Here is a 17,822-nt window from a genome sequence, read left to right on the forward strand (position 1 = left end):
TATCACATGGAATTTTTCCGCATTAAAAAAGACATACCGTTCATGCGGCATGCATTGGTGTTCAACGTCGTTTCGGCGCTGACCTTTGTCGCGGCCGTGTTCTTCCTGTTCCATCGCGGCCTGAACCTGTCGGTCGAGTTCACCGGCGGCACCGTGATGGAGTTGCGGTACGCGCAGCCGGCCAATCTCGAGGCGATACGGGCCTCGCTGCGGGGCATCGGCTACGAGCATCCGGAAGCGGCCGGCTTCGGCACCGCGCACGACGTGCTACTGCGTCTGCCCGTGGTGAAGAACATCACCGCCAAGGACGCCTCGCAACAGGTCTACGAGACCTTATGCAAGGCCGAGAAGGGCGCTCTGACCCAGGTCGACAACGTCAACGCCAAGGGCGAGCACGTCGTCAAGCAGGCGTGCATGGGGCCCAACAACGTAGAGCAGGTCGAGCTGCGCAAGGTGGAGTTCGTCGGCCCGCAGGTGGGCGACGAGCTGACCCAGAACGGCCTGAACGCGCTGGTGATGGTGGTCATCGGCGTGATGATCTACCTGGCCATCCGCTTCGAGTGGAAGTACGCCGTCTCGGCGATCATCGCCAACTTGCACGACGTGGTGATCATCCTCGGCTTCTTCGCCTTCTTCCAGTGGGAATTCTCGCTGACGGTGCTGGCCGGCGTGCTGGCGGTGCTGGGCTACTCGGTCAACGAATCGGTGGTGATTTTCGACCGGATCCGCGAGAACTTCCGCAAGCAGCGCAAGGCCAGCGTGCATGAAGTGATCGACAGTGCGATCACGTCGACCATCTCGCGTACCATCATCACGCACGGCAGCACGCAGATGATGGTGCTGGCGATGCTGTTCTTCGGCGGTCCGACCCTGCACTACTTCGCCATGGCGCTGACCATCGGTATCTGCTTCGGTATCTACTCGTCGGTGTTCGTCGCCGCCGCCATCGCCATGTGGCTGGGCGTCAAGCGTGAAGACCTGATCAAGCCGGTCAAGGAAAAAGACGAAACGGATGGCGCGGTCGTGTAATCGCCGCCGCTCCGTCAAAACCCTCCCCGCGCTCGCGCCGGGAGGGTTTTTTACGCCCTGTCGGAAAATCGGAGGGCGGTGAGGGCGGTGAGCGTATTCCGCTCCCTGTGGTAAACCCTCTCTTTTGACTTCTCTTTTCTTCTATTTTTATCTCGTTTCCCCGATTTTTTAGATTAGCGATCGAAATAGAAGAAAAGAGAAGAAAAGAGAGGCGGAAATAGAAGGTTTACCACACGACCGCGCTAGCTCTCTACTCCCACCTGCTGGTCATGCGGATGTGATCATGTCGTACAACGCCCTCGCCGCCGGCGACAGGTGGCCGGCCTTGCGGGTGATCAGCGCCAGCTGGCGCGAGATGGTCGGCTCTTTCAGCTTGATCACGCGCAGGCGCGGATACGTGCCTTTCTCGATCGCCAGGTTCGGCACGATCGCCGCCGCCACGCCCGCCGCCACCAGCCCGATGGCGGTGGAGCTGCGCTGCACCTCGTACTGGAACTGCAGGCTCAGATTCATGCTCTTGTCGCCCAGGTAGCTGTCGAGCAGCGCGCGGTTGCCATTGACGTCGCCGGAGAAGATCAGCGGGTAGGGCTGGATCTGCACCCACGTCAGCGAGCGCCGTTTCGCCAGCGCGTGGTCGTCGCGGCACAGCAGCACGAATTCGTCCTGCACCACCGGCACCGACACCAGGTCAGGGTGCGTGCTGCCGGACAGGTTGATGCCGAATTCCGCCTCGCGGCTCAGGACCGCCTCCATCACGCGGGCGGACGCGTGGTCGAGTATCTTGACGCGGTTGCCCGGAAAGCGCGCCGAGTATGCGCGGATAATCTCGGGCAGGAATTGAATGCCGGCGGTCGGCACGCTGGCCATCGTGATGTCGCCGCGCTGCGCCTTGCCGGTCTCGCGGATGTCGGTCAGCGTCGACGACAGCTCCAGCAGCAGCCTGCGCGCCTGCGGCAGGAAGTCCTTGCCGATGTTGGTCAGCGCGATGGTGCGCGTGGTGCGCTCGACCAGCATCACGCCGAGGAAATCCTCCAGGTTGCGCAACCGCTGCGTCACCGCCGTTTGCGTCACGTGCAGCGTGTCGGCCGCCTTTTGAAAACCGCCGAAGTCCGCGATCGCCACAAACGCCTGCACGCCGAGAATATCAATCTTCATCAAAGGCTTCCATCAATAAAATGAATGAATGGTCTAAATAAATTCATTGTACTTATATTTGCTGGAGGAGGAAAATTCCGCCATCGAGTCCAGGAGTACACATCATGCACAGCCAGACAGGCGCGCTGACCGAGCGCGCAGACCAACCATCGCCGTCGACGATTTTCTTTGTCTTCTCCAGGATGGCGTTGACGGGCTTTGGCGGCGTGATGCCGTTCGCGTACCGCGCCCTGGTCGAGCAGCACAAATGGCTGACGGCCGAGGAGTTCGCCAGATGCATGGCGATGAGCCAGATGCTGCCCGGACCGACCGTCTGCAACGTCGGCCTGATGGTCGGCAATCGCTATGCCGGCATCGCCGGCGCGCTGGCGGCGGTGTGCGGCTTGATCCTGGGCCCGTTCTTCGTCGTGATCGGGCTGGGCGTGGTGTACCAGCAGTTCGGCGACCTGCCAATCATACGGCGCGCGATCGGCGGCATGGCGGCCGTCGCGGCGGGGCTGATCCTGGCCACGGCTGCCAAGATGGCGCTGGCGATGTTCGCCAAGGCCCACTGGCGGCGCAAGCACGATCAACTGAAGCTGGTGATGATGGTGCTGGCCTTTATCGCGCTCGGGCTGTTGAAGTGGCAGCTGGCGCTGGTCTTCTGCGTGCTGGCGCCGCTGGGCACCGCCGCCGCTTATCTGCTGGGAGAAAAACATGAATGAGCCATCGCCCGTTGGCGAACTGTCGCTGCATATCGCGCTGATGTCGATGATGGCGGTGGGCGGCGGCGTGGTGTTGCTGGCGCCGCAGGTGGGACAGTACGTGGTCGAAGGCCAGCACTGGCTGACCAACGAACAGTTCTCCGCCGCCTACGCCATCGCCCAAGCGGCGCCTGGTCCCAACCTGCTGTTCATCTCCCTGGTGGGATGGCTGATCGGCGGCTGGTCCGGCGCCGTCATGACCACCATCGCCGTCATCGTGCCGTCCACCTTGTTGACCTTGACCGCCGTCCGCTGGCACGCCGGCCGCGCTGGCAGCAGGTTGTCGCGCGCGCTGGGCGAGGCGTTCGGCCCGATGTCGATCGGGATGATGGCCGCCACCGCGTGGCTGTTCACCGGCATATCGAACACCGACTGGCGCGCCGATGTCGTCACCTTGTTGTCGGCGCTGATCCTGCTGCGCACCAAACTCAATCCTGTGGTGCTGATCGCGCTGGGCGCCGCCGCCGGCGCGCTGCAAATCATCTGACCAGAGCGGGAAGTTATTTGGATTTCGTAGGGCGGATTAGGCGGCACGCCGTAATCCGCCATGAGCCGCCGACGGTGCGTGGCGGATTACGCTGCGCTAATCCGCCCTACGTGATTCAGATAAGCGCGCGCGCCTTGAGTGTCGCTGACGGACACAAACCGAACAGCTTGCGGTAGTCGCTGGAGAACTGGCTGAAGTTACTCAGCCCCCAGGCATCGGCGACATCGCCGATGGCCACCTCGCCCGGCGCGCCATCGTTCAACTGCCGGCGTACGCCGTTGAGCCGCATCATGCGCAGATACAGCATGGGACTCATGCCCAGCACATCCTCGAAACAGTACTGCAAGGTGCGGCGGCTCACGTGCACCTGCTCGCACAGCTCTGGCACGGTGATCGCCTCGCTGCGATGCGTATGAATATACTCGCGCGCCAGCGCCACCACGCGCCGCCGCCGTTGCAGGCTCGCCGCCAGCTCCGGCTCCACGCAGCGGTGGTCCAGCATATCCAGCAACGCCAATAAAACGCCTTGCTGCCACTGCGGCTCCGCCGCGCCGCCGGCCGGCTGCGTTTGGTCCGGCAGCAACCGCGCCAAGGTGCGCAGGAAGGCCGCGCGCTCGCCGGCGTCGACCTGCAGCAGGTCGGCCGACTGCACGCGCTGCCAGTCGATCTCGCAGCCATGCGCCCGCGCGGTATCGGTCAGCAACTGCCTGCTGGCGACGATGCCGTAGATACTGTAGTCACTCGGCGTGACCAACTCAAACTCAACATTGCCCGGCTGCACCATGATCGAATCGGCCTCGGTCTGGCGGCCGTTGATGCGCGTGGCCGCCGCGTGGTCGGGCAGGCCGAACCAGATGGCGTCCGGCCACACGCGGCACGACTGCCGCACCGACTGGCTCAGGCGTTCGCGGAATACTTGCAGCTGCGGTAACTGACGTTCCGTCAGCGCACCGCGAAACAGGCCAGAGCTGATCTGGTCGTAGCGCTGCTGCCAGTTGGTCAGCTCGCAAGCGAGCGCGTCGGCGTCGTGCGCCAGCACCGTGCGCACATCGCGCGCATGGTGCAACAACTGTGTTGCAGTCTGGTGCATATCCATTCCCCCCGCTGTTGTATTTTCCGATAGCGCCCGTAGAGTGGCCGCAAGTTTGCCGATTTTCGATAACGGCCGGCTTTGCCCCGCTTCTATACTGAAATTCGCAGCAACTTCCATACCCGCCCGGACCAGGCGTCCATCCGGGCCTCAGACGCGGCTAAATTAGGGGAAAAATATGAACGCAAAAACAGCGGCCGGCAAGCCCGCGCTGCAGCAGACGCTAAGCACCTTCCAGCTATGGGGCATCGCCGTCGGGCTGGTCATCTCCGGCGAATACTTCGGCTGGAGCTATGGCTGGGCCTCGGCCGGCACCCTGGGCTTCACCATCACCGCGCTGTTCGTCGCGGCCATGTACACCACCTTCATCTTCAGCTTCACCGAGCTGACCACGTCGATCCCGCACGCCGGCGGACCGTTCGCCTACAGCAAGCGCGCCTTCGGCCCGACCGGCGGTTACCTGGCCGGCGCCGCCACGTTGATCGAGTTCGTGTTCGCCCCGCCGGCCATCGCGCTGGCGATCGGCGCCTACCTCAATGTGCAGTTCCCGCAGATCGACCCCAAGCTGGCCGCCGTTGGCGCCTACCTGGTGTTCATGACGCTCAACATCGTCGGCGTGCAGGTGGCCGCCACCTTCGAGCTGCTGATGGCCTTGCTGGCGATCTTCGAACTGCTGGTGTTCATGGGTGTGGTCGCGCCGGGCTTCTCGATGGCCAACTTCACCAAGGGCGGCTGGTCCGGCTCGGACAGCTTCAGCCTGGCCTCGGTGCCCGGCATGTTCGCCGCGATCCCGTTCGCCATCTGGTTCTTCCTGGCGATCGAAGGCGTGGCGATGGCGGCCGAGGAAGCCAAGGACCCCAAGCGCTCGATTCCGATCGCCTACATCACCGGCATCATCACCCTGGTGCTGCTGGCAATCGGCGTGATGGTGTTCGCCGGCGGCGCCGGCGACTGGACCAAGCTGGCCAACATCAACGACCCGCTGCCGCAGGCGATGAAGCTGATCGTCGGCGAGAACAGCGGCTGGCTGCACATGCTGGTGTGGCTCGGGCTGTTCGGCCTGATCGCCTCCTTCCACGGCATCATCCTCGGCTACTCGCGCCAGATCTACGCGCTGGCGCGGGAAGCCTACCTGCCGCATTACTTCGCCAAGATCCACCCGCGCTTCAAGACGCCGCACCGTGCCGTGCTGGCCGGCGGGGTGGTCGGTATCGCCGCCATCTACAGCGATGAGCTGATCAAGATCGGCGGGCTGACGCTGACGGCCAACATCGTCACCATGTCGGTGTTCGGCGCCATCACGATGTACATCATCAGCATGCTGAGCCTGTTCAAGCTGCGCCGCGCCGAGCCGCATATGGTGCGCCCGTTCCGCGCGCCGTTCTATCCGCTGTTCCCGGCCATCGCGCTGGCCGGCGCCGTGGTCTGCATGGGGACGATGATCTACTACAACCCGCTGATCTTCGCGCTGTTCGTCGGCTTCCTGGCCGCCGGTTATGTGTTCTTCCTGTTCACCAAGGACAGCCGCCAGCAGCACGCCGCGTTGGACCCTATCTAACCACTGGAGTATATTGAATGACAAAAACTATCCTCATGCTGGCGTGCGCGGCCTTGTTTTCCGGCGCCGCGCTGGCCGCCGACCCCGCGCCGGCTGCCCCCGCTCCCGACTGGACCGATAGCGGCAACGTCACCATCGTCTCCGACTACCTGTTCCGCGGCATTTCGCAAACGCAGGCCAAGCCGACCATTCAGGCCACCCTGGACTTCACGCACGCGAGCGGCTTTTATCTTGGCCTGTTCGGCTCCGGCGTCTCGCACGCGGCGTACAACAACGGCGCCGGCACCGAGATCGACGTCTACGGCGGCTACCGCCACAGCCTGAACGCCGACACCGTCATCGACGCCGGCCTGGTCACGTATTGGTTCCCCGGCGCGCATTACGCGACGGGCGGCAAGGACATCAAGTACCATACGCAGGAAGCCAAGCTGGGCGTGAACATCGGCGCCTTCAACGCCTACGGCTGGGTGTCCTTGAACAAGCGCTGGTTCGGCTTCACGGTCCAGCCCACCACCGGCGAGCTGGTCGACACGCGCGGCACCTTGTACGGCGAAGTGAACTGGAACCCGGAACTGGCGGCGGGCCTGGTATTGAACCTGCACGCGGGCAAGCAGAACGTGCGCCACATGAGCGAGTTCAATTTTTATGACGTCAAGGCGGGCGTGACGAAGACGATGGACAAGTGGGCGTTCTCGGCGGCGGCGGTCTACAACAGCGGCGACACCAGCAAGAACGGCACGCCGCTGTGGACCTTCTTCAACGCCGATGGCAGCAGCAAGAACGTGGTACAAAAGCGCTTGCTGGTCACCGCCACGCGCACGTTCTAATATATAGGCATTGGCTTTCGCATCGGAGACGACATGAGCAGCTTCTCGCACACGGTGGGCAGCAAAACCTACCAGTTCCGCGATCTCAAGGACCTGATGGCGAAGGCCACGCCGGCCCGCTCCGGCGACTACCTCGCCGGGCTGGCGGCCGCCAGCGCCGAAGAGCGCGTCGCCGCTCAAATGGCGCTGGCCGGGCTGCCGCTGACGCTCTTCCTGAACGAACTCGTCATCCCCTACGAACAGGACGAAGTCACGCGCCTGATCATCGACGACCACGACCAAGCCGCCTTCACCCGCATCGCCCACCTGACCGTCGGCGACTTCCGCAACTGGCTGCTCGGCGACGCCGCCGATGAAGCGACCCTGGCCGCAGTCTCCCCCGGCATCACGCCCGAGATGGCCGCCGCCGTCTCCAAGATCATGCGCGTCCAGGACCTGATCCTGGTCGCGAAAAAATGCCGCGTCGTCACCCGCTTCCGCAACACCATTGGCCTGGCAGGGCGCATGGCGACGCGCCTGCAACCCAACCACCCGACCGACGACGCCACCGGCATCGCCGCCAGCGTGCTTGACGGTCTGCTGTACGGCAGCGGCGACGCCGTCATCGGCATCAACCCCGCCACCGACAACGTGCCGCAGGTGATCAAGATCGTCACCATGCTTGACGAAATCATCGCCCGCTACGGCATCCCGACCCAATCGTGCGTGCTCACCCACGTCACCAACACCATCGCCGCCATCGAGCGCGGCGCCCCGGTCGACCTGGTGTTCCAGTCGATCGCCGGCACCGAGGCGGCCAACGCCAGCTTCGGCATCAACCTCGCGCTGCTCGACGAGGCGCGCCACGCCGCGCTGTCGCTGCAACGGGGCACGGTCGGCAACAACGTCATGTATTTTGAAACGGGGCAGGGCAGCGCGCTGTCGGCCAACGCCCACCACGGCGTCGACCAGCAAACCTGCGAAACGCGCGCCTACGCGGTCGCGCGCAAGTTCCAGCCGCTGCTGGTGAACTCGGTGGTCGGCTTCATCGGCCCCGAGTATCTGTACGACGGCAAGCAGATCATCCGCGCCGGGCTGGAGGACCACTTCTGCGCCAAGCTGCTGGGCCTGCCGATGGGCTGCGACGTCTGCTACACCAACCACGCCGAGGCCGACCAGGACGACATGGACATGCTGCTGACCCTGCTGGGCGCGGCCGGCTGCACCTTCGTCATGGGCATTCCGGGCTCGGACGATATCATGCTCAACTATCAAACCACGTCCTTCCACGATGCCTTGTACGCGCGGCGCGTGCTGGGACTGAAGACCGCGCCGGAATTCGAGGCGTGGCTGAAAGCGATGCACATCTTCACCGACGACGAGCGCGCCACATTGGGCAACGGCATGCCGGTGGCATTCCAGCGCGCGCTGGCGAGTTTGACGTAAAGCACAGGAATTTTATGGACGATGCCGAGAGCAACATCATTGTCGGCCAGCCGGCTGCGGAAGACGACGGCAACGGCGTGGTGACCGCCAACCCCTGGCAGTCGCTGCGGCGCTTCACGGCCGCGCGCATCGCGCTGGGCCGCAGTGGCGTGAGCCAGCCGACGGCGCCGCAGCTGGCGTTCCAGCTGGCGCACGCGCGCGCCCGCGACGCGGTCCACCTGGCGCTGGACCAGGCTGCGCTGGGCGAGGCGCTGCTGGCCGCCTGCGGCCTGCGCTGTCTGTCGCTGCACAGCGCGGCGGCCAGCCGCGACATCTATCTGCAACGCCCCGACCTCGGCCGCCGCCTCGACGACGCCTCGCGCGGGGCCTTGTTGCAGCGACGCGCGGCCGAACCCGGCGCCTACGACCTGGCGCTCGTCATCGCCGACGGTCTGTCCGCCCTGGCCATCGAACAAAACGCCGTCCCTTTTATCAAGATCCTGACGGCGCGGCTGGCCGATGACGGCTGGTCGCTGGCGCCGCCGGCCATCGTCGGCCAGGGGCGGGTAGCGGTCGGCGACGAAGTGGGCGAGCTGCTTGGCGCGCGCGCCGTGGTGGTGCTGATCGGCGAGCGCCCCGGCCTGAGCTCGCCGGACAGCATGGGCCTGTACCTGACGTGGGCGCCGAAGACCGGCTTGACCGACGCCAGCCGCAATTGCATCTCGAATGTGCGTCCGGCGGGCTTGACCTACGACGACGCAGCGTTCAAGCTTCACTATCTGTTGTCCGAAGCGCGCAAACGGCAATTGTCCGGCGTCGCGCTCAAGGATGAAACGGCCACCGACAACCACGCACTGGACGCGCCACCGCGCAACTTCCTGCTCGACCACGACTAAAACATGAGCCGATCCGGCCGACTTTTCCTGCTGATGGACGCGATGCGCGGCTACCGCCGTCCCGTCACCGCCGCCCGCCTGGCCGAACAGCTGGGCGTCTCCGAACGCACGATCTACCGCGACATCCAAACCCTGTCGAGCCTGGGCGCGCCGCTGCAGGGCGAAGCCGGCGTCGGCTACATGCTGAAAGCCGGCAGCTTCCTGCCGCCGCTGATGTTTGGCCCGGACGAACTGGAGGCGCTGGTGCTGGGCGCACGCTGGGTGCGCCGCCAGGGCGACGAGGGCCTGGCGGCGGCCGCCACCAGCGCGCTGGCCAAGATCGCCACCGCCACGCCCAAGGACCTGCGCGACGACATGGCCGAAACCAGCCTGTGGGTACCGATGGGAAAAACCGCGCCCGACGCCAGCGACGTCCATGTGCGGCCGGTGCGCGAAGCGATCCGCTACCAGCACCGGCTGCGGCTGGGCTACCGCGACGAAAAGGGCGCGCCGTCGGAGCGCATGGTGTGGCCGTTCGCGCTGGCGTTCTTCGAAGGCAGCCGCATGCTCGCCGCGTGGTGCGAGCTGCGCATGGCGTTCCGCCACTTCCGCATCGACCGCATCGCCGCGGTGCACACGACGGGCGAACGCTATCCCGCGCGCCGCCACGACCTGTTGCGCACGTGGCGCAAGGAGCACGCGATCCCCGAAGACTCCTGACAAAAACTGTCGCGGGATGCCCGTACGATGCAGTCCTCACCCACTCATCGGAGCAAGCCATGCGACTCTACCACCACTCGATCTCCTCCAACTCGCGCCGCGTGATGCTGGCCGCCGAATACATGGGCACGCCGCTGGACCTGACGGAGGTCAGCCTGATGAATCCGGACGACCGGCGCCGGCTGACCGAACTCAATCCCAACTGCAAGCTGCCGGTGTTACAGGACGGCGACTTCACCTTGTGGGAATCGTGCGCCATCATGCAATACCTGGCCGACCGCACCCTGGGCCAGACGCTGTATCCCGACAACATCCTGGTGCGGGCCGACGTCAACCGCTGGATGCTGTGGGCCTGCCAGCACTGGTCGCCGGCGATCGGCTACCTGACGTTCGAGCGGATCTGGAAGGGCCTGATCGGCCAGGGCGGCCCGGACGCCGACGTCGTGGCCCGCGCCGAAAGCGAGCTGGCGAGGTTCGCGGCGGTGCTGGACGCCCATCTGGCGGGCCGCGCATGGCTGGTCGGCGATAAGCTGAGCCTGGCTGATTTCGCGCTCGCGCCGCCGCTGATGTACTCCGAGCAAGCCCGGCTGCCGGTCAAGCACTATCCCCACATCATGGCGTGGTACGAGCGCGTGCGCCAGCTCGAGGTCTGGAAACACACCGAGCCGGTCTGGTGATCAATATGTCCGCTATGTGAAATGGCGCACAGAGCGATGAGGCGGTGGCAGGTATTCTTGAACTGTCTCCTCTGGAGGAGATCCCTAGTTTTGGACTTTGCCCGCTACCAAGCGGGCTTTTTTTTGCCCGCAATTCCGGCAACTCCGGGGTCAGGTCCACCATTTCTACACGAACTCGACGCTAGACACGCGTCACAGCATCAGCACCGCATACAGGGACCGCACCTCGTGCGCCGATTCGACCATGATCGCATGCAAGGTGCCTTCACCGACGATGAAGTCGATGGTGCGCGCGCCCGGCAACGTGGTGGCCCCGGGCCGCTGATACAGCGGCGACTGCACCGGCGACAAATCGTTGGCCAGCAGCAGCGTGTCACCCAAGGTTTCCGGCGGCAAGGCGCGCAAGCCCAGCCACATCGCCTCGATCGATTTATACACGCCGTCCGGCACGCCCAGCTTGGTCAGCACGCCACGGCCGATGGCGACCTCGCCATGCTCGACCCAATCCTCGGGCTCGCCTTCCATCACTTCCGGATACTCGGCCGCACACGACAACATGTAAAAACCCGCCACCTCGTGCACGATGCCGGCAAACAGCGCCGTATCGGGATCGACATGCGTGACACGCCGCGCGATCACCTGCGACAGCGCGGCCACGTGCGCCGTGTGTTCCCACAATTGGTTGATTTTGGCCTGGAGCACCGGCTCGGTGACCTGACTGCCGATCTGGCGCACGATCAACGCCGCCACCAGCGATTGCAAGGTGCGCACGCCGAGCCGCTGGACGGCCGCGCGCACGCTGGAGATTTCGGTACCGGAACGGTTGTAGGCGACCGAGTTGGCGATGGCGACGCTGCGCGCGGCCAGCAACGGGTCTGCCTGGATGAGTTTGGCCGCCGCTTCGACGTGGCAGTCCGGGTCGCTCAGCGCCTGCTGCAGCCGCAGCGAGGCGTTGACATTGGCCGGGAACGTCAGTTCCCCCGGCTCGCTTGAGCGGCGATAGCTTTGAAGGCGTCGAGTCTGTCCATCACAAAAATTATACTCCCGAATATTGCCTTGGAGCACTTATCCGAAAAATACTTTCCTGCCGCGCCACACCCGCCACACCCGCCGACACCGCGCCGCCGCCAGGGCGGCTGCGGGATTACTGCTGTTCGCTGAAGATGGCGTCGCAGCCTTCGACGATGTCGTCGGAATCCTGCAGTTCGTCGGTCAGGCCGAGGTCGAACAGCTCCTCGACGGCGTTCATGAAGCTATTGTGCTTGGTGGCGCCGATCAGGCGGTAGATCTCGCCGTCTTCGTTGCGCACGCCGATCAGCAGTTTTTCCTTGCGCACCTCGTCCGGGGTGTCGACGTTGAGCAGCAGGTTGCCGATGATGTGTTTGTCGAATTTGGCTGGCTTTTTGCCTTCGAGCAGAGTCGTTTTCAAATGTTTTCCTTGGTTGGGTCGGGGGTGGACGGGCATCCGGGATGGCCGGCCATAATCACAGTTTTGAGCTTGGACAGGTGTTTTTCAAGGGCCGCGAGATCTTCCTCGCGGTAGTCCGTGAACAGATTCCTGCCCATCTCCATCATCTTGGGAAAGGCGGCGTTGAACGTCGCCTCGCCGTCGGCCGTCAGGCGGACAAAGAAAGAACGCTTGTCGCAGTCGTTGCGCTGACGCTCCACCAGCCCTTTCTGTTCCAGCCGTTCGATCACGCCGGTCAGCGTGCCCTTGGTGATCAGCGTTTTCTCGCCCAGTTCCTTATACGACATGCCGGGCGTGTTGCCCAGCGTGGCGATAATGTCGAACTGCGGATGCGTCAGACCGCTCTGGCGTGCCCGTTCGCTCGAGAGCCGTTCAAAGCCCTGCATGCACTCGGCCAGCAACCGGATACTTTTCAGATATCGTTCACCCATAGACCGTGATTATAGCTGGTTCGCAATTTGCGGCTTGGCCGGGTACACTATGCGCCACAGTAATTTCTAACATAGTTGATAATAAAAACCATGCCACACCACTTGCGCGGCGTCGCCGCGTTGCTCATCGTGACCCTGGTCTGGGGCACCACCTTTCCGGCGATGAAGGACATGACCGGCTATCTGTCCGCCAGCTGGATCGTGCTGAGCCGCTTCGCCATCGCCAGCCTGTTGCTGCTGCCCTTCCTGTGGCGCGCCAAATGGAACGATGTGCGCTGGGGCATGCTGGCCGGCGCCGTGTTGTTTCTGTGCTACGTCTTTCAAATTGAAGGCCTGGCGCTGACCACCTCCAACCGCAACGCCTTTGTCACCGGCCTGAACGTCCTGGTGCCGCCGCTGATCGGCGTGCTGATGGGGAAAATGCTGGAGCGCCGCATTGTCATCGCGCTGGTGCTGGCGCTGGCCGGCCTGTTCGCGCTGTGCTGGGAGGGCGGTTTCATCTGGGGGCGCGGCGACACGCTGGCGCTGCTGTGCGCGGTGTTTTTCGGCATTTATGTGGTGCTGATGGCGTCGACCACGCGCAAGGTCGAGAAGCTGATGGTGCTGACGGCGTCGCAAATCGTCACGGTCGCGGTGTGCTCGGCCATATGGCTGCTGCTGCGCGAGGTGCCGCTGGGCGCGGCCGAGCGGGCCGAGGACCTGCCCAACTACCTGAGCTACATCGGCACCGGGCTGGAGACGTACGCCGTCAACATCGTCTACCTGGGCGTGGTGGCCACGGCAGCGATCATCTCGCTGCAAACCTGGGGCCAGCGCCACAGCAGCGCCAACGAGGCGGCCGTGATCTACGCCTTCGAGCCCGGCTGCGCGGCGATCTTCGCCTATTTCTGGCTGGGCGAGACGCTGGCGTGGAACGGCCTGCTCGGCGCGGTGCTGTTGATCTCCGGTATGATCGTCAGCCAGTGGAGCACCGAGCGTCCGGCCGCCGCGCTGGCGCCCGAATAGCCACCCGACCATGACGATGCCAGATGTCCTTCGCTAACCTTACTCCGCTCGCCCAGCAACGGCCGCTGCGCATGCTGCTGGTGAACGCGGGCGAGGCCGACGCCATCACCTGGGCCGGGCTGGTGCAGCCGCTGCGGCTGGCCGCGACCATCCTCGGCAAGGACGCCTTGCATCTGGAAACCCTGACACCGGCGCAACTGGCACCGGCCCAGCCCGGCCAACACCACCTGGCGCTGCTGGTGGCCGACGAGAACCAGGCGCCGATGGCGCCAGAGCTGAGCCGCGCCGTGATCGAGCGCTGCCGCGCGGCCGACTACTGGGGCGGCGTCGGCGCCGGCGTGCTGTGGCTGGCCGAGGCGGGCGTGATGGCGGGCGTGCGCGTGGCGCTGCCGTGGGCCTTGTACGCCGATACCGAGCACATCAACGACCGCGCGATCCTGACCCCGCACTTGTTCGAGCTCGACGGGCGCCACCTGAGTTGTTGCGGCGGCGCCGCCAGCATCGATTTCTCGCTGACCCTGATCGAAAGCCTGTTCGGCGCGACGGTGCAGGCGGCCATCAAGGAGGCGCTGTGCATCGAGCGCGTGCGTGGCCACGAGGAGCGCCAGCGGGTGGCGTTGCAGGCCCGCTTCGGCGCGCTGCAGCCGCGCCTGTCCGAGGCGGTGACGTTGATGGAAACGAATATCGAGGAGCCGCTGTCGACCGACGACATCGCCAACCTGGTCGGGCTGTCGCGCCGCCAGCTCGAGCGCCTGTTCAAGCAATACCTGAACAGCCTGCCGTCGCGCTACTACCTGGAACTCCGGCTGCAACGCGCGCGGCAACTGCTCCTTGAGACCAATCACTCGATCGTCCAGGTCGGACTGATGTGCGGCTTTTCGTCCGGCTCGCATTTTTCGACCGCTTTCGGCGCGCTGTTCGGCAACACCCCGCGCGAGGAGCGCCAGCGCAAGCTGGCCAACCGGCCGGGCTGAGCGGCTCGTCCTTACTCCCCTTGCCAAAAATCTTTGAAGGTGGCGTTCCGGAACTTGATATCGGAGAACTGCGCGCTGAAGCCGTCGCCGGCCGGCGATTGCGAGGAGAAACCGACCTTGGCAGTGGCCGCTCCCGGCAGGCCGAAGCTGCGCACCATGCTCCAGTCGCGCCCGTCCTGCGAGGCGTAGAACACAAACATGTCCTTACGCCGCAGCACCTTCAGGTAGACCGCGTCGCCAGTGCGCACGCCATGGTGCGCGTCGTCGCCGACGCCCTTGGCCACGGTGGACGAGATGCCCGCCGCGCCGGTCTTGGCGAATTCGAACAGCAGCTTGGCCCAGTTGGCCTTGTCGTTGTAGACGATCAGCGCGCCGCCGTTGAAGGCATGGTTGACGCCGGCGGTGACCTTGGCCGAAAAGATGAAGTCGCCGACCGGCTGGAACAGCACGCGCGGCGTTTTGTCGGCGATCTCGGTGCCGTCCGTGTTGGCGTACAAGTCAGTGCCTTTTTTGGCCTGCAACACCAGCGCCTTGTCCTTGACGCTGGCCGCGCCCAGGTCGAGCTGCGATTCGAGCGCGAACGGCAGCGTGTCGATCGCCAGCTTGCCGTCCTTGAGCGTGGCCTCGCTGGCCCGGGCTTGCGCCGCCATCAGCGCCGCCGCGATGGCAAACGCGCCAAATGTGAATTTCTTGTTTTGAAACATGAAGATGTCTTCCGTGGTGGTTGGCGTCCGCACGCCTTGGGCCGCCCGCCGGAATGGAAGCGCTCCCATTATTGTTAAAAGAAAAATAACATGCAGAGTGTCGCGATGTCAACAAATATGGCCGCCTTCCCTATGGCGCAGCGGTGGCGGCGTGACGAATTTGAAAATGCCTGTCGCGTATCCGAAAGATGGGTTTTGCGGTGATGCCTATAATGGCGCAACGTCAGCGGATTTCTGCTGGTCGCCCCACTAAACATTGATAGGGAATGCCATGAACGCCAAGCTAGATACGACCGTAACGACCCGTCCTGTGACTCGTCAGACTTTTGATGAAGTCCTGGTGCCTACCTACGCACCCGCAGCGATGGTTCCGGTCCGAGGCGCTGGCCTGGACCTGTGGGACCAGAATGGCAAACACTATCTGGACTTCACGTCCGGCATCGCCGTGGCCTCGCTGGGCCACTGCAACCCGGTCGTGGTCGAGGCGCTGACCCGCCAGGCCAACACCTTGTGGCACCTCGGTAACGGCTACACCAACGAGCCGGTGCTGCGCCTGGGCACCGCGCTGACCGAAGCCACCTTCGCCGACCGTGCCTTCTTCTGCAACTCCGGCGCGGAAGCCAACGAGGCGGCCCTGAAGCTGGCGCGCAAATACGCGCACAGCAAATTCGGCGCGCACAAATCGCGCATCATCTCGTGCTACCAGTCGTTCCACGGCCGCACGCTGTTCACCGTGTCCGTCGGCGGCCAGTCGAAGTACACCGAAGGCTTCGAGCCGCTGCCGCCGTCGATCGACCATATCGTCTATAACGATATCGAGGCGGCGCGCGCCGCCATCGGCGACGACGTCTGCGCGGTGATCGTCGAACCGCTGCAAGGCGAAGGCGGCGTGGTCCCGGCCGACAAGGCCTACCTGCAGGAGCTGCGCGACCTGTGCACCAAGACCGGCGCGCTGCTGATCTTCGACGAAGTCCAGTGCGGCATGGGCCGTACCGGTGACCTGTTCCACTACATGACCTACGGGATCACGCCGGACGTGCTGACGTCGGCCAAGGCGCTGGGCAATGGCTATCCGATCGGCGCCATGCTGACCACGCACGAACTGGCCGCGACGCTGGGCGTCGGCTCGCACGGCACCACCTACGGCGGCAATCCGCTGGCCGCGACCGTGGCGCTGACGGTGCTTGAGACGATCAACCAGCCGGCCTTCCTGGCGCGCGTGAAGGAAGCCGGCGCCAAGCTGCGCGGCATGATGGAAAAGCTGATCGCCGACTATCCGCAGGTGTTCGCGCAGGTGCGCGGCGCCGGCCTGCTGCTCGGCATGGTCGTCACCGACACCTGGAAAGGCCGCGCGAAGGACATCCAGAAGGCCGCCGAAGGCAATGGCCTGATGGTGCTGATCGCGGGCATGGACGTGGTGCGTCTGGCGCCGGCGCTGATCGTCTCGGACGCGCAGATCGCTGAAGTCGACCGCATCCTGCGCCTGTCGCTGGACGGCATGATCGCCGCAGCCTAAGAAGCACTCGCGGCGGACCTGGTTCCGCCGCTTTTCATTTGTGACCCGGCGTGTTCCGACGCGCCGGGTCGCTTGCTTTGACGCTTGAGTTGAATTACCGAAGGAGTTCCCATGTATGTAGTCCGTCCGGTCGAACTTGCGGATATCGCTGCCCTCGAAGCACTGGCGGCGGTGCCCATGCCGGGAGTGCATACCCTGCCGAAGACGCGCGAGAAAATCCTCGCCATGATCGAGCGTTCGATCGCGTCGTTCGCCGCGCACGTGGATATCCCCAGCGAAGAGGCGTATCTGCTGGTGCTCGAGTCGTTGGCCGATAAAACCATCGTCGGCACCGCCGCCATCTTCGCCGCCGCCGGTTCCAACGGCACCTATTTCTCGTTCCGCAACGACGTGATCCAGCAGGTGTCGCGCGACCTGAATATCAGCCACAGCGTGCACGCGCTGACGCTTTGTTCGGAGCTGACAGGGTACTCGCAGCTGTCCAGTTTTTATGTCGGCGAACGCGAATACGGCACGCCGGAAGCGGCGCTGCTGTCGCGCGCGCGGCTGATGTTCGCCGTGCTGGCGCCGCACCGCTTTTCCGACCGCTTCTTCGTGCCGCTGGCCGGCGTGACCGACGACGCCGGCGGTTCGCCGTTCTGGGATGCGCTGGGCCGCAAGTTCTTCCAGATGGATTTCCTCGACGCCGAACGCGTGATCGGCGGCGCCCGCAACCGCACCCTGATCGTCGAATTGATGCCGCACTATCCGGTCTACGTGCCGCTGCTGCCGGGCGACGCGCAGGCGGCCATGGGCCAGATCCATCCGTCGGGCGAGCTGGCGTTCAACCTGCTGACGGCCGAAGGCTTCGAAGCGGACGACTACATCGATATCTTCGACGGCGGCCCGATCCTGCAGGCGCACAAGAATTCGCTGCGCACCTTCAGTGGCGCCTTGCAGCGCCGCGTGACCGTCGCCGCCGAGGCGCGCGACCGTGGCCGCGAACCGCAGCTGCGCTATGCCGTGTCGTCGGGCGCCGAACATAATTTCCGCGCCGTGATCACCCATTGCGCCGCGCTGGAATCGCAAGTCACCGTCGCGCTGCCGGCCGATGTGCTGGAAGCGCTGCAAGTCGCCGACGGCGACACCGTCATCTGCGTCAGAATCTAAGAGTGGACAA

Annotated in this window: 18 protein-coding genes and 1 pseudogene; 13 read left to right on the top strand and 6 right to left on the bottom strand. The window is 64.5% G+C overall.

Translation table 11 applies throughout. The features are described 5' to 3' along the window. Window positions 1–6: 6 nt before the first annotated feature. Window positions 7–1,029, top strand: coding sequence for a protein translocase subunit SecF (gene secF / locus AC0IYS_RS02775; RefSeq protein WP_471703733.1), 1,023 nt, complete (start codon window positions 7–9; stop codon window positions 1,027–1,029). 267 nt (window positions 1,030–1,296) lie between these two features. Here the strand turns inward: secF and AC0IYS_RS02780 are convergent, their stop codons facing one another. Next, entirely contained in the window at window positions 1,297–2,184 is an 888-nt protein-coding gene (locus AC0IYS_RS02780) for a LysR family transcriptional regulator (protein WP_471703734.1), read from the bottom strand. A 104-nt stretch (window positions 2,185–2,288) separates the two neighbouring features. Here AC0IYS_RS02780 and AC0IYS_RS02785 point away from each other — a divergent pair, with 104 nt between their 5' ends. Beyond that, window positions 2,289–2,888 (top strand): chromate transporter, encoded by a 600-nt coding sequence (locus AC0IYS_RS02785; protein WP_471703735.1) that lies wholly within the window; start codon window positions 2,289–2,291, stop codon window positions 2,886–2,888. Next, window positions 2,881–3,414, top strand: a complete 534-nt coding sequence (locus AC0IYS_RS02790; protein ID WP_471703736.1) for a chromate transporter — start codon at window positions 2,881–2,883, stop codon at window positions 3,412–3,414. The genes AC0IYS_RS02785 and AC0IYS_RS02790 overlap by 8 nt, the downstream gene beginning before the upstream one ends. 115 nt (window positions 3,415–3,529) lie before the next feature. Here AC0IYS_RS02790 and AC0IYS_RS02795 read toward each other — a convergent pair whose 3' ends face one another. Next, window positions 3,530–4,504, bottom strand: coding sequence for a helix-turn-helix domain-containing protein (locus AC0IYS_RS02795; RefSeq protein WP_471703737.1), 975 nt, complete (start codon window positions 4,502–4,504; stop codon window positions 3,530–3,532). Window positions 4,505–4,682: 178 nt separating this feature from the next. Between AC0IYS_RS02795 and eat the strand changes: the two genes are divergently transcribed. The 6 genes from eat to AC0IYS_RS02825 are packed head-to-tail and all read left to right on the top strand — an operon-like array spanning window position 4,683 to window position 10,565. Continuing rightward, the gene (gene eat / locus AC0IYS_RS02800; protein WP_471703738.1) at window positions 4,683–6,062 is read left to right on the top strand and encodes an ethanolamine permease; all 1,380 of its coding nucleotides are present in this window, start codon (window positions 4,683–4,685) and stop codon (window positions 6,060–6,062) included. Window positions 6,063–6,079: 17 nt separating this feature from the next. Then, entirely contained in the window at window positions 6,080–6,889 is an 810-nt protein-coding gene (locus AC0IYS_RS02805; RefSeq protein WP_471703739.1) for a TorF family putative porin, read from the top strand. A 33-nt stretch (window positions 6,890–6,922) separates the two neighbouring features. Continuing rightward, window positions 6,923–8,314, top strand: coding sequence for an ethanolamine ammonia-lyase subunit EutB (locus tag AC0IYS_RS02810; RefSeq protein ID WP_471703740.1), 1,392 nt, complete (start codon window positions 6,923–6,925; stop codon window positions 8,312–8,314). Between the two features lie 14 nt (window positions 8,315–8,328). Next, a complete protein-coding gene (gene eutC / locus AC0IYS_RS02815; RefSeq protein ID WP_471703741.1) occupies window positions 8,329–9,189 on the top strand; it encodes an ethanolamine ammonia-lyase subunit EutC in 861 nt (286 codons plus the stop codon). Between the two features lie 3 nt (window positions 9,190–9,192). Then, window positions 9,193–9,888: a helix-turn-helix transcriptional regulator gene (locus tag AC0IYS_RS02820; protein WP_471703742.1), complete on the top strand. Its 696-nt coding sequence runs from the start codon at window positions 9,193–9,195 to the stop codon at window positions 9,886–9,888. A gap of 59 nt (window positions 9,889–9,947) precedes the next feature. Beyond that, complete coding sequence (locus tag AC0IYS_RS02825; RefSeq protein ID WP_471703743.1) at window positions 9,948–10,565, top strand: glutathione S-transferase family protein; 618 nt, start codon at window positions 9,948–9,950, stop codon at window positions 10,563–10,565. A 192-nt stretch (window positions 10,566–10,757) separates the two neighbouring features. Here the strand turns inward: AC0IYS_RS02825 and AC0IYS_RS02830 are convergent. From AC0IYS_RS02830 to AC0IYS_RS02840, 3 genes and pseudogenes are all read right to left on the bottom strand, one after another. Beyond that, window positions 10,758–11,593 (bottom strand): annotated as a pseudogene (locus AC0IYS_RS02830) (HDOD domain-containing protein). A gap of 116 nt (window positions 11,594–11,709) precedes the next feature. Next, window positions 11,710–11,994 carry a hypothetical protein gene (locus AC0IYS_RS02835; RefSeq protein ID WP_471703744.1) on the bottom strand — a complete coding sequence of 95 codons (285 nt, stop codon included), beginning with the start codon at window positions 11,992–11,994 and terminating at the stop codon, window positions 11,710–11,712. Beyond that, window positions 11,991–12,419, bottom strand: a complete 429-nt coding sequence (locus tag AC0IYS_RS02840) for a MarR family winged helix-turn-helix transcriptional regulator (protein WP_471703745.1) — start codon at window positions 12,417–12,419, stop codon at window positions 11,991–11,993. The genes AC0IYS_RS02835 and AC0IYS_RS02840 overlap by 4 nt, the downstream gene beginning before the upstream one ends. Before the next feature lie 135 nt (window positions 12,420–12,554). Between AC0IYS_RS02840 and AC0IYS_RS02845 the strand changes: the two genes are divergently transcribed. Further along, entirely contained in the window at window positions 12,555–13,469 is a 915-nt protein-coding gene (locus AC0IYS_RS02845) for a DMT family transporter (RefSeq protein ID WP_471703746.1), read from the top strand. A 23-nt stretch (window positions 13,470–13,492) separates the two neighbouring features. Continuing rightward, window positions 13,493–14,443, top strand: coding sequence for a GlxA family transcriptional regulator (locus tag AC0IYS_RS02850; protein WP_471703747.1), 951 nt, complete (start codon window positions 13,493–13,495; stop codon window positions 14,441–14,443). 11 nt (window positions 14,444–14,454) lie between these two features. Here the strand turns inward: AC0IYS_RS02850 and AC0IYS_RS02855 are convergent, their stop codons facing one another. Then, window positions 14,455–15,147, bottom strand: a complete 693-nt coding sequence (locus AC0IYS_RS02855; RefSeq protein ID WP_471703748.1) for a DUF1349 domain-containing protein — start codon at window positions 15,145–15,147, stop codon at window positions 14,455–14,457. 271 nt (window positions 15,148–15,418) lie between these two features. On the opposite strand from AC0IYS_RS02855, the gene AC0IYS_RS02860 reads away from it, so the two are divergent. Next, the gene (locus tag AC0IYS_RS02860) at window positions 15,419–16,663 is read left to right on the top strand and encodes an acetylornithine/succinyldiaminopimelate transaminase (RefSeq protein ID WP_471703749.1); all 1,245 of its coding nucleotides are present in this window, start codon (window positions 15,419–15,421) and stop codon (window positions 16,661–16,663) included. 111 nt (window positions 16,664–16,774) lie between these two features. Continuing rightward, the gene (locus AC0IYS_RS02865) at window positions 16,775–17,812 is read left to right on the top strand and encodes an arginine N-succinyltransferase (RefSeq protein ID WP_471703750.1); all 1,038 of its coding nucleotides are present in this window, start codon (window positions 16,775–16,777) and stop codon (window positions 17,810–17,812) included. The last annotated feature ends 10 nt before the right edge of the window (window positions 17,813–17,822 follow it).

The sequence above is a fragment of the Duganella sp. AC237 genome, from assembly GCF_979254035.1.

Excerpts from the sequence above, each read along its gene's own strand:
- AC0IYS_RS02810 (WP_471703740.1), top strand. The coding sequence starts at position 6,923 with ATGAGCAGCTTCTCGCACACGGTGGGCAGCAAAACCTACCAGTTCCGC.
- AC0IYS_RS02855 (WP_471703748.1), bottom strand. The coding sequence starts at position 15,147 with ATGTTTCAAAACAAGAAATTCACATTTGGCGCGTTTGCCATCGCGGCG.
- AC0IYS_RS02865 (WP_471703750.1), top strand. The coding sequence starts at position 16,775 with ATGTATGTAGTCCGTCCGGTCGAACTTGCGGATATCGCTGCCCTCGAA.
- AC0IYS_RS02860 (WP_471703749.1), top strand. The coding sequence starts at position 15,419 with ATGAACGCCAAGCTAGATACGACCGTAACGACCCGTCCTGTGACTCGT.
- AC0IYS_RS02845 (WP_471703746.1), top strand. The coding sequence starts at position 12,555 with ATGCCACACCACTTGCGCGGCGTCGCCGCGTTGCTCATCGTGACCCTG.
- AC0IYS_RS02840 (WP_471703745.1), bottom strand. The coding sequence starts at position 12,419 with ATGCAGGGCTTTGAACGGCTCTCGAGCGAACGGGCACGCCAGAGCGGT.
- AC0IYS_RS02850 (WP_471703747.1), top strand. The coding sequence starts at position 13,493 with ATGTCCTTCGCTAACCTTACTCCGCTCGCCCAGCAACGGCCGCTGCGC.
- AC0IYS_RS02785 (WP_471703735.1), top strand. The coding sequence starts at position 2,289 with ATGCACAGCCAGACAGGCGCGCTGACCGAGCGCGCAGACCAACCATCG.
- AC0IYS_RS02795 (WP_471703737.1), bottom strand. The coding sequence starts at position 4,504 with ATGCACCAGACTGCAACACAGTTGTTGCACCATGCGCGCGATGTGCGC.
- eutC (WP_471703741.1), top strand. The coding sequence starts at position 8,329 with ATGGACGATGCCGAGAGCAACATCATTGTCGGCCAGCCGGCTGCGGAA.
- secF (WP_471703733.1), top strand. The coding sequence starts at position 7 with ATGGAATTTTTCCGCATTAAAAAAGACATACCGTTCATGCGGCATGCA.
- eat (WP_471703738.1), top strand. The coding sequence starts at position 4,683 with ATGAACGCAAAAACAGCGGCCGGCAAGCCCGCGCTGCAGCAGACGCTA.
- AC0IYS_RS02780 (WP_471703734.1), bottom strand. The coding sequence starts at position 2,184 with ATGAAGATTGATATTCTCGGCGTGCAGGCGTTTGTGGCGATCGCGGAC.
- AC0IYS_RS02825 (WP_471703743.1), top strand. The coding sequence starts at position 9,948 with ATGCGACTCTACCACCACTCGATCTCCTCCAACTCGCGCCGCGTGATG.
- AC0IYS_RS02820 (WP_471703742.1), top strand. The coding sequence starts at position 9,193 with ATGAGCCGATCCGGCCGACTTTTCCTGCTGATGGACGCGATGCGCGGC.
- AC0IYS_RS02790 (WP_471703736.1), top strand. The coding sequence starts at position 2,881 with ATGAATGAGCCATCGCCCGTTGGCGAACTGTCGCTGCATATCGCGCTG.
- AC0IYS_RS02805 (WP_471703739.1), top strand. The coding sequence starts at position 6,080 with ATGACAAAAACTATCCTCATGCTGGCGTGCGCGGCCTTGTTTTCCGGC.